Here is a 16,086-nt window from a genome sequence, read left to right as displayed (position 1 = left end):
CGTGGGGATTCATGATGGAGCGTCCCGATGAAGGCTCGCCGCATTCTGCTTTCCATGGCGCTGGTCCTGTCGGCGCCGCCCTCATTCGCGGAAAGCGCCTGCTGCGATCCCGAGAGCCCGTTCCGGCCCGGCGAGGCCTATCCGGAAACGCTCGCCAGCTGCGAGACGATACGGCACTGGGCGGACCGGGCGCCGGCGACGGACAAGCGCATCACGCTCGGCATCAAGGGACGGCTCACCGGCGTGCATGCCGACGGCGTGATGGCCTATCTGCTGATGTGCGAGCCTTCCGAGGTGCAGGTGATGTGCGTCACCTACAACGCCAACGGCCTCGCGCGTGGCGACGAGGTGGTGTTTGGCGGCGGGTATGGCCGGCTGGATGCGCACCATGTGGTGCTGGATCCCTGCCTCGCGTCGCGCGGACAATAGCCTGTCCACGCCATCCCTGGCCCGCCCGGTGACCTTCCTGCGCTCACCTGCGCTCAGCGCGGCGTTGCGGACGAGGCGGAACGGACCACCACGGTCGCGGACATGCCGGCCGACAGCACGACGCCGGGCGGCACGCTGTCGATGGCGATGCGCACCGGAATGCGCTGGGCCAGCTGGATCCACTCGAAATTGGGATCGACCGCCGGCAGCAGACCGCCCTTCGTCACCGTCGGGTTGGCAATGGCCCGGCTGACCCCCTGGACCGTGCCGCGCAGGATCGTTCCGCCGGCCATCAGCCGGACTTCGGCAGTGTCGCCGACAGCAATTGCCGGAAGCTTGGTCTCCATGAAGTAGGCGTAGACGTAGAAGGAATCGCGGTCGACGACGGCGAGGACGCCGTCGCCGGTCGTCGCATAGTCGCCGACCGTGGCCGTCAGGTTGGTGACGAACCCGTTCACCGGCGCCCGGACGGTGCTGCGTTCGAGGTTGAGCTCGGCGGTGCGCAGCTGCGCCTGGGCCAGTTCCAGAGCTGCCTGCCGCTCGGACGCCTGGGTGCGGGAGGTCTCGGCGCTCACGGCCGAGATGGCGCTGGGATCGGTGGTCATCAGCCGCTCGTCGCGGTCGGCGTTGTCCTGCGCCAGCTTCAGCGCCTGCTGGACCTGCGCCACGCTCGCCTGCGCCTGCTGGAGCGCGAGGGTGAAGCGCTGCCGGTCGATCACGAACAGCACGTCTCCCTTCGAGACGGACTGGTTGTCGACGACGTTGATCTGGTCGACGAGCCCGGAGACGTCCGGGGCGACCTCCACCACATTGGCGAGCACTCGCGCGTCCCGCGTCCAGGGCGCGCGCATGTAGAAATCCCACAGCCACCAGCCGACCACGCCGGCGGCAGCCACGACGAGAAGGGTGACGAGAACGCGCATCGCCGATGCGACTACAGCCATATGCCTGTTCCGAAAGCGAGGAGGGCGCCGACCATCAGCACGTAGAGGCCGAGGTTGAACAGTGAGCGATGCCAGACGAAACGATAGAGATTGAAACGGCTCAGCAGAAGATGGGCCAGCGCGTAGGGAATGATCGCCACGGCGGCCCACAGAACCAGCGGCGATACGTAGAAGCCGACGAATTCCAGCGGATGGAACAAGGTGAGGTTCGGCACCGGCATGCTCAGTTCCCCGCGAAGCTGCGTTCGAGATAGGCCCGGTCGCGGATGAAGCGGTCGGCGATGAAGCGGAGCGAGGCGGCGGCGCGCAGCACGGCCCGGGTCGCCGGTGTGCCGGGCGCCAGCGTCAGGCCGGCGAAAGCCGCGCGGGCGTCGGCCACGATGGCCTCGGCCTCGGCGATGGCGCTTTGCCGGTCGCGCCCCAGCGCGAGGCGCTCGAGCGATCCGGCGAATCGGTCCAGAAACCGCTCGAGGGTGCGGGCGGCCTCCATCGGCATCGCCGGGTCCGCCGCGGCGTCGCGCAGCCGGCCGAGTTCGAGCGCCGCGGAGGCGGCTCCGAGCGTGCCGGTCAGGAAGTCGTCGTCGCTCTGGCGGTCGAGCGCGAGGCGCGGCAGCAGCGACGCCAGCATGGAGACGATGCGGTCGGCGGCCTGCCGGGGCATCGCATGGCCGCGTGCCACCGTCGGCAGGTGGACGCCGATGGTGCGTGCCCAGCTCTGGCCCCGCCGGACCCGCGACGTCACCGGAAAGACGGTGAGGACGGCGAGGCAACCGACCATGCCCAGCAGCAGCGCGGCCGCCGAATTGACCAAGGCAAGCTCGTTCGGGACGAACACATTGGCGGTGCCGATCTGGGATATGGTGAAGCCGCCGAGCGCGATCCCCGCCCAGGCGCGGCTGGGCGTTCCGGCCATCAGGCCGGCGGGGATGAGCACCAGCATCAGCACCAGGGCGAGGCTTCCATATCCTTCGAGGTAGGGAAACACGAAGATCATCACCGCGTAGGCGACCAGAATGCCGACGGCGCTCCAGATCAGGAAAGCACGTGCGCCGGCCTGCGGATTGTCCTGGTTGACCGCGAAGAAGAGCATGATGGAGCCGCCGGAAACAGCGGTGAACCCCATGTTCCAGGCGGTCGCCAGCCAGAATGCGCTCAGCAGCGACAGAGCGGTCATGGCGCGCAATGCGATCAGCAGCGCTTCCTTCCGGTCGCCGGGGTCAGGACGCGGTCGGACCGGCTGACCGGTCGGCGCGGAGGGCGCGCGCCGCAGGCTCGCGGATTCGGCGACAACCACCATGGAAAGTTCGTGCAGCACGTCGCCCGAGCGCCGCAGGATCAACAGGCCGTTGGCCAGCGCATTGACCGGGACGCTGCCGGCCATGTCCTCGATCTTCCGCTCGGCGTCGCGCAGCGCCAGCCGCTGGTCCAGCAGGTGGCGGCGCAGGCGCCGCCGGTCGCTCCAGGACGACGGGTCGGCGGCGATCCGTTCGAGCCGGCCGGCGGCCGCGTCGAGCGTCGGGCGTATCCGCTCGAGCACCATCTGCGAGCCGGCTTCGCGGAAGTCGTCGAGCCGGACGTAAAGGCCGCGCGCCACGGAAAGCACGACGAGGAATTCCCGCACCGTCCGCCGCAGCGCCCACGCGTCGACCCGCATTTCGGGAGCCTCGAAGACGGCGTAGGAACGGAGCGCATCGAAGGACACCACCTCGGCGATCATCCGCCGGCGCATGGCGGCGAAGGCGGCCGGGGGCGTGGCCAGGCGGAAGGCGGTGGCCGCGTAGGTCGCAAGGCTGGTGAAGGTGCGGGACAGTGCGGCGCGAAGCGCGTCGCCGGCATAGCGCGGCATGACGATGGTGCTCGCGGCCGTCACGCAGGCGATGCCGATGAGGATCTCCAGCACCCGGTCGGCGGCGATCGACCATGCGTTGAGCGGGTCGCTGGATCCCTCATAGGAAACGAGCAGCGCCGTATAGCCCGCCAGCAGCGTGCCGTAGGAAGCGTAGTTGCGCAGGCGGGCGCCGGCATAGAAGCTCGCCCCGACCACCAGCACCGTGGCGGCCACGAGCAGTTCCGCCGCCTGCGAGAACCAGGCCACCAGCACGAGGCCCGTGAGCCCGCCGAAAACGGTCCCCACCGTGCGCCACGCGCCCTTGGCGACGGCGGCGCCGACGGTCGGCTGGGCCAGCAGATAGACGGTGAGGGTCGCCCATTGCGGGTCGCTGAGCTCGAACCAGAAGGCGATCGCGAGGGCGACGATCGCCGCAAGCGCCGTGCGCACGGAGAACACGACATTGCGCCAGCCGAGATCGACGGGGAACGCAAGACGTCGCGCCTCACCGGCCACCTCAGCGACGCTCATCCTGCCCCACTTGCCCTGCTGCCTTGCTGATCGCGCATCCTACACGGCCGGCGACGGGCCGGCATAGCCTGCCGGGCATGTGGTGCCGGTCGTGCACAGATCGCCGCGCCCTCGCGGCGGCTGTCTGGGGTGTGGGCGACGGGAGGGGCGGAGGTGCGCCTATTCCGGCAGGCCGGGCTCGACGATCAGCGCGTTGGATTCCGCCCACCAGCGAAAGGCGTTGCCCGCCTCTATGATGTCCTCGGTGCTGCTCGCCGCCTGAAGACGGCGGATCATCCCCTCATAGTCGCCATGCGGCTGGGGATTGCGCTCGGCAAAGGCGAGAGCCTCGTCCAGCGTGGCGATGTCGACGAGTTCCCGGCCGGCACGCAGGCGCAGCGGCGGGATGAGGGCGGGAGGAATGGCGCTCGGATCCATGCCGGCCTAACGGCTCAGCCGATGCCGGGTTCCGGCCGGCGTCGAGGTTTCTTTCGTTCCGGCCATGATGACGTTCAGGAAACCAATCGCGGCCTGCATCGTTGTCGTCCCGATCGACCGACATAGGAGGCAGATATGAACCTCGCGAAGACAGGTGTGACGACCAGCGTTATGGCTCTTGCTGCGGCCGCTTTTCTGGTGGCTGCGGTCCCGGCGTCCGCCACCTCGGCCGGGCCCCGCAACGAGGCGCGGGCCGGCGACAATTCCGACCGCGTGCAACTGCGCGAGCATGAGCGCGTGCGCAAGCAGCAGGTCCGCCAGAACAAGGGCACACCGCTCTATCAGCCGTTCTTCGGGCCGCTCTATCAGGGACGAGACTCGCCGGTGCAGCGGGTGAAGCGCAGCTTCAACTGAGGCTGTTTTCCTTCCCTGGCGAATGTACTGGGGCGCCCTGTGGGGCGCCCTTTTTGCTTCAGGAGCAGCCGCTGCCGGGCGGCAGGGGCTCGGGAGCGCCCCAGTCGTTGGACGGGAGATTGGCGTAGGGCTCGGCGAAATACTGGCGGACCACCCGGAACCGGCTCGGCACTGTGTCCTGCGGCCGGTCATAGGTGAGGATCCAGAAGAAATTGTAATTCGAGTCCGGCCAGGTCTTCGGCACCCGCGCCTTCGGGATGCGGTCGAGGTGGAGCAACTGGCGCAGCGTCACCTGCTCGCCGGCGAATTCCTTCTCCAGCGCTTCGCTGGCAATGTGGAAATGCTCCCACACCATCACCACCGTCTGGCCGTGCCAGCGCGGGTTCTCCAGCAGGTCGCGCACCACGCGACGGTTCTGCGCGTTGATCAGGCTGTTGAAATAGCGGTTGTTGCGGATCGGCGTCAGCATCAGCGGATCGGTGGCGATCCGCAGGCCCCACGCCTTCGCGGTCGGCCGGGCCGTCTCCAGCGTATGCAGGGTGACGGCGAGGACGGCGGCGGGTTTCTCTCCCTTCAGCAGGCTCATCGGGCTCGCGGGGCTGAGATACTGCGCCGCCAGCGCCTGCGCCCGCTCCTTGCCGATGCTGCACAGGCTGAGCGGCGTGTGCTTCTCGCCGTGGCGGGCGATGATGATGCGCTTCGGCGCGGCATGGGCAAGCGTCGCCGGCACCAGCAGGGACATTGCGAGGAGGACTGCCAGCAGGCGGGTCGGCACCATTGAGGGGGCTCCGGGAAACAGTGGGGCGGTACCATGCTCGGGTTGCGGGGCCGCCGCAAGCGGTCCGGCGGCATCCGGCAAAAAGCACGGCCGCGGACGAGTTTGATGATCTGGCGGATTGATAGCGCGCGGGGCGGCACGATATCACTGGACGACACCTTACCGTCGGAGTGACCATGCTGCGCCGTCTCGATCGCCTCGCCTTCGTGCCCCGTTCGCCCGACGCCTCCGGCGCCGCTCTCGACAACCTGCCGCAATGGGACCTGTCGGATCTCTATCCCGGCCTCGACTCCCCCGAGCTTCAGTCGGACCTCGCGGCCATCGCCGCCGAGTGCGCGAATTTCGAGGAAGCCTACAAGGGCAAGCTGGCGGGCATTCTCGACGGCGCCGATGCCGGCGGGCAGATGGCGACCATCGTGTCCCGCTACGAGAAGATCGAGGACCTGCTCGGCCGGCTCTACTCCTATGCCGGTCTCGTCTATTCCGGCGACACCACCGATCCCGTGCGCGCCAAGTTCTATGGCGACGTGCAGGAGAAGCTCACCGAGGCCTCGACGCATCTCCTGTTCTTCACGCTGGAGCTGAACCGGCTCGATGACGCGAAGATGGAAGCGGCTCTCGCCGCCCCGGAATTCGGCAAGTACCGGCCGTGGATCGAGGACGTCCGCGCCGAGAAGCCCTACCAGCTCGAAGACCGCATCGAGCAGCTCTTCCACGAGAAGGGCGTCACCGGGCGCGGGGCGTGGAACCGGCTGTTCGACGAGACCATCGCCGGCCTGCGCTTCGATGTGGCGGGCGAGATCCTGCCGCTGGAGCAGGCGCTGAACTTTCTCGCCGAGCCGGACGAGGACAAGCGTCGCGTCGGCGCCGAGGCGCTGGCCAAGGTGTTCGGCGAGAATCTGCGCCTGTTCACCCTCATCACCAACACGCTGGCGAAGGACAAGGACATCTCCGACCGCTGGCGTGGCTTCGAGGACATCGCGGATTCGCGCCACCTCGCCAACCGGGTCGAGCGCGAGGTGGTGGACGCGCTGGTTTCCGCCGTGCACGCCGCCTATCCGCGCCTCGCGCACCGCTACTACAAGCTGAAGGCCAGGTGGTTCGGCAAGGAGAAGCTGGAGTACTGGGACCGCAACGCGCCGCTGCCGAAGGTCGAGACCCGCACCATCGGCTGGGAGGAGGCCCGCGACACCGTGCTCGGCGCCTATTCCACCTTCTCCCCGCGCATGGCCGACATCGCCCGCGATTTCTTCGACAAGAGCTGGATCGATGCCGGCGTGCGGCCGGGCAAGGCGACGGGCGCCTTCGCCCATCCGACCGTGCCCTCCGCGCACCCCTATGTGCTGCTGAACTATCTCGGCAAGCCGCGCGACGTGATGACGCTCGCCCACGAGCTCGGCCATGGCGTGCATCAGGTGCTCGCCGCGCCCAACGGCGCGCTGATGGCCCCGACGCCGCTGACGCTCGCCGAGACGGCCTCCGTGTTCGGCGAGATGCTGACCTTCCGCCGGCTGCTGGCGGCGGCGCCGGATGCCCGCGCCCGCAAGGCAATGCTGGCCTCGAAGGTCGAGGACATGATCAACACGGTGGTGCGCCAGATCGCCTTCTACACCTTCGAGCGGCGCATCCACACCGAGCGCAAGAACGGCGAGCTGACCGCCGAGCGCATCTGCCAGATCTGGATGGAGGTGCAGGCCGAGAGCCTCGGCGAGGGCATCCATCTCGGCCCCGGCTACGAGAACTACTGGGTCTATATCGGCCACTTCATCCATTCGCCGTTCTACGTCTACGCCTACGCCTTCGGCGACTGCCTGGTGAACTCGCTCTACGCGGTCTACGAGAACGCCTCGGAAGGCTTCGCCGAGCGCTATCTCGGCATGCTGGCGGCGGGCGGCACCAGGCATCATTCGGAGCTGCTCAAGCCGTTCGGCCTCGATGCGCGCGACCCGGCCTTCTGGCAGACCGGCCTCAACCTCATCGAGCGCATGATCGCCGAGCTGGAGGCGATGGAGGAGGAGGCGTGAGCCTTCGCCTTACGGATGCGCGGCGGCCTTGCGGCGCGCCGCGTCTCCCGAGAGCCTGACGCCCTGAAGGCTCCAGGAGGGCGGGGCGCCGAAGGTGCGGCGGAAGTCGTGCGTGAAATGCGCCTGGTCGCAGAAGCCGGCGGCGTGCGCGGCGTGGGTGAAGTTGCTCCCCGCCGCCACGGCGGCGATGGCCGCGCGCATGCGCGTCCAGGCGCGGTAGCGGCGATAGGGCACGCCGACCTCGCGCGTGAACAGGTGCTGGAAATGGTGGGGCGACAGCCCGACCTGCGCGCAGGCGGCGGCGACCCCGGGGGCGCCTTCCGTGCCCGATTCCAGCAGGGCCAAGGCCCGCGCCACCCGCGGGTCCATCGCGCGGCGGGCCCTGCGCGTGCCGAAGCCCAGCAGATCGTCGAGCGCCGCGCCGGCCCAGTCGATGCTGGCCGCGTCCTCCCACAGCTCACGCATCACCGAAATCTCGCCGCCCCGGCCGACCAGCGCGCCGTCGGCCTCCTCGGCGGAGGCGGTGAGGGCGGCCAGCGTGTGGGCGCCCTCCAGCGTCGGCTCGATATAGAGCACGCCGATCGGGTTTCCGCCGATATCGAGCTCGTGCACCACGCCGGCCGGGATCATCGCCGTGCGGGCGGGGCGCCACGGGCCGTTGCCGATCCTCAGGCCGAACGGTTCGTAGAGGCCGCTCAGGAAGACCGGGGCGCCATGCTGGTGCGGCGCATTGTAGGTGAGCGGTCCGATGAAGCAGGTCCGCCGGGCATCGAGGTGCCAGAGCGGCCCCGGCGGCGCGGCGGCGGGCACGGTATCCGCACGTTCGTACAAGCGGCCCGGCGGGGCCATGGCTAGCCTCCTCACAGGTGCGCTCGCGGCTGGCGGGCGACGCCAGTGAACCATGAAAGACGCCCGCCGCGAAGCGGGCCGCCGGAGGAAGACGCCATGTCCCGAACCCCTCGTCCGCTCCAGGGCGGACTGCTGAGCCGTCGTCAGGCGCTCGCATCCGCCGCGGCGATGCTGGCCGCCCCCGCCGTGCTGCGTGCCGCGCCGGCGATGGCCGAGGCGCCCGCCCTCGGCGCTGCTCCCCAGGTTTTCCAGCGCTTCCGGCTCGGCTCCTTCGAGGTTACCAGCCTGCTCGACGCCAGCGCGATGATCGACGGGCCGTGGCCCATTGTCGGGCAGGACCGCCCGCCGACGGAGGTGGAGCAGCTGATGCGCGCCAATCTCCTGCCGGAGAAGCGCTTCCGCCCCGGCTTCTCGCCACTGCTCGTCAATACCGGCCGGGAACTGATCCTGTTCGACGCGGGCAACGGCACGGAGGGCTTCGTGCCGCCTCCCGCCGGCGGCTGGCTGGTCAAGTCGCTCGCCACCGCCGGCTATACGCCCGAGCAGGTGGACGTCGTCGTTCTCACCCATGCCCATCCCGACCACATCGGGGGGCTGTTGACCGATGGCAAGCCGACCTTTCCCAAGGCCCGCTATGTGGTTGGGGCGACCGAGTTCGACTTCTGGAAGGGCGACACGGCGCTGGCCATGCCGAAGGAGAGCAATGAATACCGCTCCGCCGTGATGTTCCGCTCGCACCTCCTGCCGCTCGCCGACCGGACGAGCTTCGTCGACCCGGAGGGGGAGGTGGTGTCCGGCATCCGCGCGGTGAAGGCTCATGGCCACACGCCCGGCCATCTCGCCTTCCATATCGAGAGCGACGGCCAGCGCCTGCTCGCCTGGGGCGATTGCGCGCATCACGAGGTGGCCTCGCTGGCCCATCCCGAATGGCATGCCCTGTTCGACCAGGACAAGGAGGCCGGCGTCGCCACGCGGCGCAGGATCTACGACATGGTCGCGACGGACCGGCTGGCGGTCGCGGCCTATCATTCCTCCTTCCCGTCCATCGGCTATGTCGAGCGGCGCGGCGATGCCTATCGCTGGATTCCGGTGACGTACCAGCTGGATTTCTAGGTCCGATCCATGCCCGCCGGGCACCTGAATGAAAATGCAGCCGTCATGGCCGGGCTTGTCCCGGCCATCCACGTCTTGGGCAGTTGAAGACGTCGCGGATCCCGGGGCGGGCCTGGTTTCGCCTGCGGCCGGATGGCGGAACGGTGGATGGGTACGCAGCCATGGCGCGCCGCTACAATGCGACTGGCGAAAAATTGGGCTGACGGAAAGGCTGCACACGTTCTAAGCTGGTGGCCTGAGCGGGCGAATGCCCGGACCCTCGAGCCGCACGAAGCCGATGAACCTCGCCACCCCCACGCCCGCCTTTCCGTCCGCCGCCGATGCCGAGGCGGCGCCGTTCGCGCACACGCCTTTTGACGGCTCGCGCAAGGCCTTCTCCATCGGTCTCGCGCCGCTCGACCTTGCCGAGTGGATCGAGCCGGACCCGAAGCTCGCGGCGCGGCTGGCCGAGCGGGAGGTGCTGATCCGCGACAAGCGCGGCGTGGTGCTGCGCGAGGAGCCGGGCACGCGCGCCTCCCAGCGCGAGGCGCTGGAGCTGGTCGTCGCGCACATCACGGAGCGCTATCCCGATCTCTACCGGCTGGAAGGGCGCCGCATCACCGTGCTGCCGACGGGGCGCAGCTTCGACCTCGACGACGAGAGCGAGCCGCCGCTCGCCATCGCCGGGCACCTCGTCTCCGACGACCTGCTGATCCTGACGAAGAGCGAAGAGGGCTATCGCCTCGTCGCCGCCGTGCTGTGCTTTCCCTCCGCCTGGTCGCTGGCCGACCGCTTCGGCCAGTCGCTGGACGGGCTGCATGAGGCGGTGCCCGGCTATCAGTCCAAGCTCGCCAAGGTGATGAACCGCATCTTCGAGAACCTGAAGGTCGACCAGCCGGTCTGGCGGGTGAACTGGTCGATCTATCCCGACGACGAGCTGCACCATCCCGAATCCAAGGAGCGCCCGCGCGACTGGTTCGAGGACCCCGCCAACCTCGCGCCCGAGGCCTTCGTGCGGGTCGAGCGGCAGACGCTGCGGCGCATGCCGGAAAGCGGCGACATGCTGTTCACCGTGCGCATCCATGTCGACCCGTTCACCGCCTTCCGCCGCCACCCCGAGGGCCGGGCGCTCGCCGCCTCGCTGCGCGAGCAGATCCTCGGCCTCGACGCGGAACAGCTCGCCTACAAGGCGCTCACCGAGCACCGCGACGCGGTGGCGGGCGCGCTGGAGCGCATTGCCGGCGGCGACTAAGCTTTTCCCCGACTCGAAGGGGAGGTTGCCGTGGTCTTCTGGTTCCCGCTGCTGTCGTGGCTCGCCGCCATCGTCGCCGCCGTCCTCGTGCTGCTGCGCGGTCCGCGCCCGATCACCTTCGGCGCGGTCGTCGACCAGTTGCTGCGCTACATCCTGCTCTTCCCCGTCGGCGTGATGGGGCTGTGGGCCTTTCTCGGGCACGTCTTCTTCGCCGAGCAGGCGGCCGCCTCCATCGGCTGGGCGCCGAGCCCGTTCCAGTTCGAGGTCGGCATGGCCAATCTCGGCATCGGCCTCGCCGGGGTGATCGGCGCCTTCCTGCGCTCGCCGGGCTTCCGGGCGGCGGTGGGCGTGGTGGCCTTCGGCTTCCTCGGCGGGGCGGGTGTCGGGCACCTCGTGCAGATCGCCGAGACCGGCAACATGGCGGCGGGCAATGCCGGGCCGATCCTCTACACGGATTTCATCAACCCGCTCGCGGTGCTCGGCCTGCTGCTGCTCCAGCGCCTGACGCGGCGCGCGCCTGCGGCATGACGCATCGCCCGGTTGCGCATGGCGCCGGGCGCCCCACCTAGAGGCCAACCGTCGAGGCCGCCTTGTCCGATCCTGAAAAGCCCGATCCCGGCTCCCGTGACCGCGAGGCCAACCGCCTGAGCGCCCGCGCGCTGCGCTATGCGCGCGTCGGCACGAAGGTTGGCGGCGTCGCCGCGCGGATCGCCGGCGCGCGGCTGTTCGGGCTGGAGAACCAGCGCGGCGGCAACGCGGCCGCGCTCGCCGCGGCGCTGGGCGGGCTCAAGGGACCGATCATGAAGGTCGCCCAGCTGATGGCGACCATTCCCGACGCGCTGCCGCCCGAATATGCCGCCGAGCTGGCGACGCTGCAGAACCAGGCGCCGCCCATGGGCTGGGCCTTCGTCAAGCGCCGCATGATGGCCGAGCTCGGGCCGGACTGGATGAGCCGGTTCCTTTCCTTCGACAAGGAGCCGGCAGCCGCCGCCTCGCTCGGCCAGGTGCACCGCGCCCGTGCCCTCGACGGCACGGAGCTCGCCTGCAAGCTGCAATATCCCGACATGCAGTCCGCCGTGGAGGCGGACCTCCAGCAGCTCGACCTGCTGCTTGCCATCCATCGGCGGATGGATCCGGTGATCGACACCACCGAGATCGCCGAGGAGATCGGCGCGCGGGTGCGCGAGGAGCTCGATTACCGCCGCGAGGCCGCCCATGCCGGTCTCTACGCCCTCATGCTGGCCGACGAGCCGGCGGTGCTTGTGCCGCGCGTGCGCCCGGAGCTGTCGACCGGGCGACTGCTCACCCTCGACTGGCTGGAAGGGCGGCGCCTGCTCGATTTCGTCGGCGAGTCGCTGGAGGTGCGCAACCGCATCGCCCGCGCCATGTTCGCGGCGTGGTGGCTGCCTTTCTCGCGCTTCGGCGTCATCCATGGCGACCCGCATCTGGGCAACTACACGGTCTTCGAGGAAGACGGCGCGGCGGCCGGCATCAACCTGCTCGATTATGGCTGCATCCGCATCTTCCCGCCCAGCTTCGTCGGCGGCGTGGTCGATCTCTACCGCGGCCTGCAGGAGGGCGACGATGTCCGCGTCGTCCACGCCTACGAGACCTGGGGCTTCCGTGGCCTGACGCGCGAATTGATCGACGTGCTCAATATCTGGGCCGGCTTCATCTACGGCCCGCTGCTCGACGACCGGGTGCGCAGCATCGCCGACGGCGTGGCGCCGGGTGAGTACGGGCGCCGCGAGGCGTTCACCGTCCACCGGGCGCTGAAGGAAAAGGGGCCGGTGCGCGTACCCCGCGAATTCGTCTTCATGGACCGCGCCGCCATCGGCCTCGGCGGTGTTTTCCTGCATCTGCGGGCGGAGCTCAACTTCCACGCCCTGTTCGAAGCGGCGATCGCCGACTTCGCGGTGGAGGGCGTGGCGGCGCGTCAAGGCGCCGCGCTGCGCGAGGCGGGACTGGGCTAAGCGACGTCCGCGCGCGCCGTTGCCCGGACGGGCGTCTTCCGCTAAAGCGGATGCTTGCTTTTATTATTCCTTTGGAGGGGTCTCAGATGGCCGACCACGGAGTGCCGGAATACGCCACGGCCGAGGGCAATGATTACGCCGAGCACGAGGGGACCTACGAGTTCTTCGTCAAACTGACGCTGGTCGGCACGGTGGCCCTGGTCTGCTTCATGGGCTCGCTCGCCGTCGGCGCGGTCAACGGCCACTGGGGCCTGTTCACCCTGGGCACGCTGGCCTCGATCGCCGTCACGGCCGTCGGCCTCGCTTCCAAGGACGGCAAGCCCAAGCTGCTGTTCGGGCTGCTCGGCCTCGTCGTCGTCGCCATGATCCTGACGTCCTGAGATTCAGCCATGCGCATTTGTGTATTGAGAGAGAGCTCTGGTTTGGAGCCACGGGTTGCCGCGTCTGCCGACACGGTACGGCGTTATATTGGTCTTGGAGCTGAGGTTGTTGTGGCTTCTGGGGCTGGCCTGGCGTCCGGGATTGGCGACGGGGAGTATGAAGGGGCGGGGGCGAGCGTTGTCGGGGACGGCGCGGCGGCGGTGAAGGACGCGGACGTGGTGCTGGCGGTGCGGCGGCCTTCGGCGGCGGCGCTGAAGGGGGCGAAGCCGGGCGCGCTGGTGATCGCGATCATGGACCCGCACGGGCATGAGAAGGAGCTGGCGGCGCTGGCGAAGGCCGGGGTGTCGTCCTTCGCGATGGAGCTGATGCCGCGGATCACAAGGGCGCAGGTGATGGACGTTCTGTCCTCCCAGGCGAACCTTGCGGGCTACCGGGCGGTGGTGGACGCGGCCGCCGAGTTCGGGCGGGCCTTCCCGATGATGATGACGGCGGCGGGCACGGTGCCGGCGGCGCGGGTGTTCGTGATGGGCGCAGGCGTGGCGGGGCTGCAGGCGGTGGCCACCGCCCGGCGTCTCGGGGCGGTGGTGTCGGCGACCGACGTGCGCCCGGCCTCGAAGGAACAGGTGGAGAGCCTGGGGGCCAAGTTCATCGCGGTGGAGGACGAGGAGTTCAAGCAGGCGGAGACGGCGGGCGGCTACGCCAAGCAGATGTCGGCGGAGTACCAGGCCAAGCAGGCGGCATTGACGGCCTCGCACATCGCCAAGCAGGACATCGTCATCACCACGGCGCTGATCCCCGGCCGTCCGGCGCCGAAGCTGGTCTCGGCGGAGATGGTGGCGTCGATGAAGCCGGGCTCGGTGCTCATCGACCTGGCGGTCGAGCGCGGCGGCAACGTCGAGGGCGCGGTTGCGGGCGAGGTGGTGACCACCGCCAACGGGGTGAAGATCGTCGGGCACCTGAACGTGCCGGGGCGTCTGGCGGCGACGGCGTCGCAGCTCTACGCGAAGAACCTGTACGCCTTCGTGGAGACGCTGGTGGACAAGGGCACGAAGTCGCTGGCGGTGAAGTGGGACGACGAGCTGGTGAAGGCGACGCTGCTGACGAAGGACGGGGCGGTGGTGCACCCGGGGTTCACGGCGCAAGGGGACGCTGCCAGCGCCGCGTGAGCGCGGGCGCGGCCCCGCTCCGCAGGGATCGGGAGCCGGCCTTGACCAGCGCTCGGCATTGATCGGTTGAAGGAGGCCTGGCGCGCCGGGGGAGGGCGGGCCGGGGCCTTGAGAACAGAGTTCAGGGGATAAGGACATGGCCAATCCGGCAGCGGGCGACGCGGTCGCCCAGAACGCGGCGGAAGGGGCGCGCCTGGCGGCCGAGGTGGCGCGACAGGCGGCACAGGCGGCGCAGGCCTATGCGGACGCGGCGGCGCAGAGCTACGCGGATATCGCCGGGAGCGCGGCGCACGCGCTGTCGGGCGGGGCGATCGACCCGTTCGTGTTCCGGCTCGCCATCTTCGTGCTGGCGGTGTTCGTGGGCTACTACGTGGTGTGGTCGGTGACGCCGGCGCTGCACACGCCCTTGATGAGCGTGACCAACGCGATCTCCTCGGTGATCGTGGTGGGGGCGCTGCTGGCGGTGGGCGTGGACACGGTGGCCGAGGGCACGGAATGGGCGCGGGGCTTCGGCTTCGTGGGCCTGGTGCTGGCGGCGGTGAACATCTTCGGCGGGTTCCTGGTGACCAGCCGGATGCTCGCCATGTACTCGAAGAAGAAGTGAGGGCGGAGCGATGAACGCCAATCTGGTCGCGCTGCTCTACCTCGTCTCGGGGGTTCTGTTCATCCTGGCGCTGCGGGGGCTGTCGAGCCCGGTGACGAGCCGCCAGGGCAATCTGTTCGGCATGGTGGGCATGGCAATCGCCATCGCCACGACGCTGGCGTCCTCGCCGCCGGCGGGGATCGGCGGCTGGGCGCTGGTGCTGGGGGGCCTTGCCCTCGGCGGCGGGGCGGGCGCGGTGATCGCGCGGCGCATCGCGATGACGCAGATGCCGCAGCTGGTGGCGGCGTTCCACTCTCTGGTGGGCCTGGCGGCGGTGATGGTGGCGGCGGCGGCGCTTTATGCGCCCGAAGCCTTCGGCATCGGCGCGCCGGGCGAGATCCACGCGCAGGCGCTGATCGAGATGAGCCTGGGCGTGGCCATCGGCGCCATCACCTTCACCGGCTCGGTGATCGCCTTCGCCAAGCTGAACGGCAATATGAGCGGGAAGCCGATCCTGCTGCCGGGCCGGCATCTCATCAACGCCGCGCTGGCGGCGCTCCTGATCGTGCTGATCGGCGTGCTGGTGGCCACCGAGAGCCACACGGTGTTCTGGCTGATCGTGCTGGTGTCGCTCGTCCTGGGCGGGCTGATCATCGTGCCGATCGGCGGCGCCGACATGCCGGTGGTGGTGTCGATGCTGAACTCCTACTCGGGCTGGGCGGCGGCGGGGATCGGCTTCACCCTGGGCAACACGGCGCTGATCATCACCGGCGCGCTGGTGGGCTCGTCGGGCGCGATCCTGTCCTACATCATGTGCAAGGGCATGAACCGGAGCTTCATCTCGGTGATCCTCGGCGGCTTCGGCGGCGACACCTCCTCGGGTCCTGCCGGGGCGGTGGAGACGCGGCCGGTGAAGCAGGGCTCGGCCGAGGACGCGGCGTTCATCATGAAGAACGCGGCCAAGGTGATTATCGTGCCGGGCTATGGCATGGCGGTCGCCCAGGCCCAGCACGCGCTGCGCGAGATGGCCGACAAGCTGAAGGAGGAGGGCGTCGAGGTGAAGTACGCCATCCATCCGGTCGCCGGCCGCATGCCCGGGCACATGAACGTGCTGCTGGCGGAAGCGAACGTGCCCTATGACGAGGTGTTCGAGCTCGAGGACATCAACTCGGAGTTCGCGCAGGCGGACGTGGCCTTCGTCATCGGCGCCAACGACGTGACCAACCCGGCGGCCAAGACCGACCCGCAGAGCCCGATCTTCGGCATGCCGATCCTCGACGTGGAAAAGGCCAAGACCGTGCTGTTCATCAAGCGCGGCATGGCGGCCGGCTATGCCGGCGTCGAGAACGAGCTCTTCTTCCGCGACAACACCATGATGCTCTTCGCCGACGCCAAAAAAATGGTCGAGGATATCGTCAAGAATCT

The 16,086-nt window shown here is 69.2% G+C and carries 17 protein-coding genes; 11 read left to right on the top strand and 6 right to left on the bottom strand.

Features of this window, described 5'->3' with window-relative positions; all coding sequences use genetic code 11:
* Nucleotides 1-27 precede the first annotated feature (27 nt).
* The gene (locus STARVERO_RS13835) at nucleotides 28-429 is read left to right on the top strand and encodes a hypothetical protein (protein WP_159599503.1); all 402 of its coding nucleotides are present in this window, start codon (nucleotides 28-30) and stop codon (nucleotides 427-429) included.
* A 53-nt stretch (nucleotides 430-482) separates the two neighbouring features.
* Here the strand turns inward: STARVERO_RS13835 and STARVERO_RS13830 are convergent, their stop codons facing one another.
* The 4 genes from STARVERO_RS13830 to STARVERO_RS13815 all read right to left on the bottom strand — a co-directional run bounded on the left by STARVERO_RS13830 (nucleotide 483) and on the right by STARVERO_RS13815 (nucleotide 4,149).
* The gene (locus tag STARVERO_RS13830; protein ID WP_159599501.1) at nucleotides 483-1,373 is read right to left on the bottom strand and encodes an efflux RND transporter periplasmic adaptor subunit; all 891 of its coding nucleotides are present in this window, start codon (nucleotides 1,371-1,373) and stop codon (nucleotides 483-485) included.
* On the bottom strand, nucleotides 1,364-1,594 hold the full coding sequence (locus STARVERO_RS13825) for a DUF1656 domain-containing protein (RefSeq protein WP_159599499.1): 231 nt from the start codon (nucleotides 1,592-1,594) through the stop codon (nucleotides 1,364-1,366). Before STARVERO_RS13825 ends, STARVERO_RS13830 begins: the two co-directional genes overlap by 10 nt.
* A 2-nt stretch (nucleotides 1,595-1,596) precedes the next feature.
* Nucleotides 1,597-3,732, bottom strand: coding sequence for an FUSC family protein (locus STARVERO_RS13820; RefSeq protein WP_159599497.1), 2,136 nt, complete (start codon nucleotides 3,730-3,732; stop codon nucleotides 1,597-1,599).
* A gap of 159 nt (nucleotides 3,733-3,891) precedes the next feature.
* Nucleotides 3,892-4,149 carry a hypothetical protein gene (locus tag STARVERO_RS13815; protein ID WP_159599495.1) on the bottom strand — a complete coding sequence of 86 codons (258 nt, stop codon included), beginning with the start codon at nucleotides 4,147-4,149 and terminating at the stop codon, nucleotides 3,892-3,894.
* A gap of 135 nt (nucleotides 4,150-4,284) precedes the next feature.
* On the opposite strand from STARVERO_RS13815, the gene STARVERO_RS13810 reads away from it, so the two are divergent.
* The gene (locus STARVERO_RS13810; RefSeq protein ID WP_200837809.1) at nucleotides 4,285-4,563 is read left to right on the top strand and encodes a hypothetical protein; all 279 of its coding nucleotides are present in this window, start codon (nucleotides 4,285-4,287) and stop codon (nucleotides 4,561-4,563) included.
* A gap of 58 nt (nucleotides 4,564-4,621) precedes the next feature.
* On the opposite strand, the gene STARVERO_RS13805 is transcribed toward STARVERO_RS13810, so the two are convergent.
* Complete coding sequence (locus tag STARVERO_RS13805) at nucleotides 4,622-5,341, bottom strand: histidine phosphatase family protein (protein ID WP_159599493.1); 720 nt, start codon at nucleotides 5,339-5,341, stop codon at nucleotides 4,622-4,624.
* Between the two features lie 176 nt (nucleotides 5,342-5,517).
* On the opposite strand from STARVERO_RS13805, the gene STARVERO_RS13800 reads away from it, so the two are divergent.
* Nucleotides 5,518-7,365 carry a M3 family oligoendopeptidase gene (locus STARVERO_RS13800; protein ID WP_144344392.1) on the top strand — a complete coding sequence of 616 codons (1,848 nt, stop codon included), beginning with the start codon at nucleotides 5,518-5,520 and terminating at the stop codon, nucleotides 7,363-7,365.
* A gap of 9 nt (nucleotides 7,366-7,374) precedes the next feature.
* Here STARVERO_RS13800 and STARVERO_RS13795 read toward each other — a convergent pair whose 3' ends face one another.
* Nucleotides 7,375-8,214, bottom strand: coding sequence for a helix-turn-helix domain-containing protein (locus STARVERO_RS13795; protein WP_159599491.1), 840 nt, complete (start codon nucleotides 8,212-8,214; stop codon nucleotides 7,375-7,377).
* A gap of 96 nt (nucleotides 8,215-8,310) precedes the next feature.
* Between STARVERO_RS13795 and STARVERO_RS13790 the strand changes: the two genes are divergently transcribed.
* The 8 genes from STARVERO_RS13790 to STARVERO_RS13755 all read left to right on the top strand — a co-directional run.
* A complete protein-coding gene (locus STARVERO_RS13790) occupies nucleotides 8,311-9,327 on the top strand; it encodes an MBL fold metallo-hydrolase (protein ID WP_159599489.1) in 1,017 nt (338 codons plus the stop codon).
* 247 nt (nucleotides 9,328-9,574) lie between these two features.
* Nucleotides 9,575-10,558: a heme-dependent oxidative N-demethylase family protein gene (locus tag STARVERO_RS13785; protein ID WP_244616765.1), complete on the top strand. Its 984-nt coding sequence runs from the start codon at nucleotides 9,575-9,577 to the stop codon at nucleotides 10,556-10,558.
* Nucleotides 10,559-10,588: 30 nt separating this feature from the next.
* On the top strand, nucleotides 10,589-11,086 hold the full coding sequence (locus STARVERO_RS13780) for a DUF6790 family protein (RefSeq protein WP_144344395.1): 498 nt from the start codon (nucleotides 10,589-10,591) through the stop codon (nucleotides 11,084-11,086).
* Nucleotides 11,087-11,148: 62 nt separating this feature from the next.
* Entirely contained in the window at nucleotides 11,149-12,531 is a 1,383-nt protein-coding gene (locus STARVERO_RS13775; RefSeq protein ID WP_159599487.1) for an ABC1 kinase family protein, read from the top strand.
* 86 nt (nucleotides 12,532-12,617) lie between these two features.
* A complete protein-coding gene (locus tag STARVERO_RS13770; protein WP_144344397.1) occupies nucleotides 12,618-12,911 on the top strand; it encodes an aa3-type cytochrome c oxidase subunit IV in 294 nt (97 codons plus the stop codon).
* 9 nt (nucleotides 12,912-12,920) lie between these two features.
* Entirely contained in the window at nucleotides 12,921-14,078 is a 1,158-nt protein-coding gene (locus tag STARVERO_RS13765) for a Re/Si-specific NAD(P)(+) transhydrogenase subunit alpha (protein ID WP_159599485.1), read from the top strand.
* Between the two features lie 136 nt (nucleotides 14,079-14,214).
* Nucleotides 14,215-14,682 (top strand): NAD(P) transhydrogenase subunit alpha part 2, encoded by a 468-nt coding sequence (locus STARVERO_RS13760; RefSeq protein WP_144344655.1) that lies wholly within the window; start codon nucleotides 14,215-14,217, stop codon nucleotides 14,680-14,682.
* A 10-nt stretch (nucleotides 14,683-14,692) separates the two neighbouring features.
* Nucleotides 14,693-16,086 (top strand): NAD(P)(+) transhydrogenase (Re/Si-specific) subunit beta (locus STARVERO_RS13755; RefSeq protein WP_144344656.1); only part of this gene is annotated, 1,394 nt, incomplete at its 3' end.

Source organism: Starkeya nomas (genome assembly GCF_902703545.1).
GTDB classification, from domain to species: domain Bacteria; phylum Pseudomonadota; class Alphaproteobacteria; order Rhizobiales; family Xanthobacteraceae; genus Ancylobacter; species Ancylobacter moscoviensis.
Note: the sequence above shows the minus strand (reverse complement) of the source record. Positions and strands in the feature narration are given on the sequence as shown.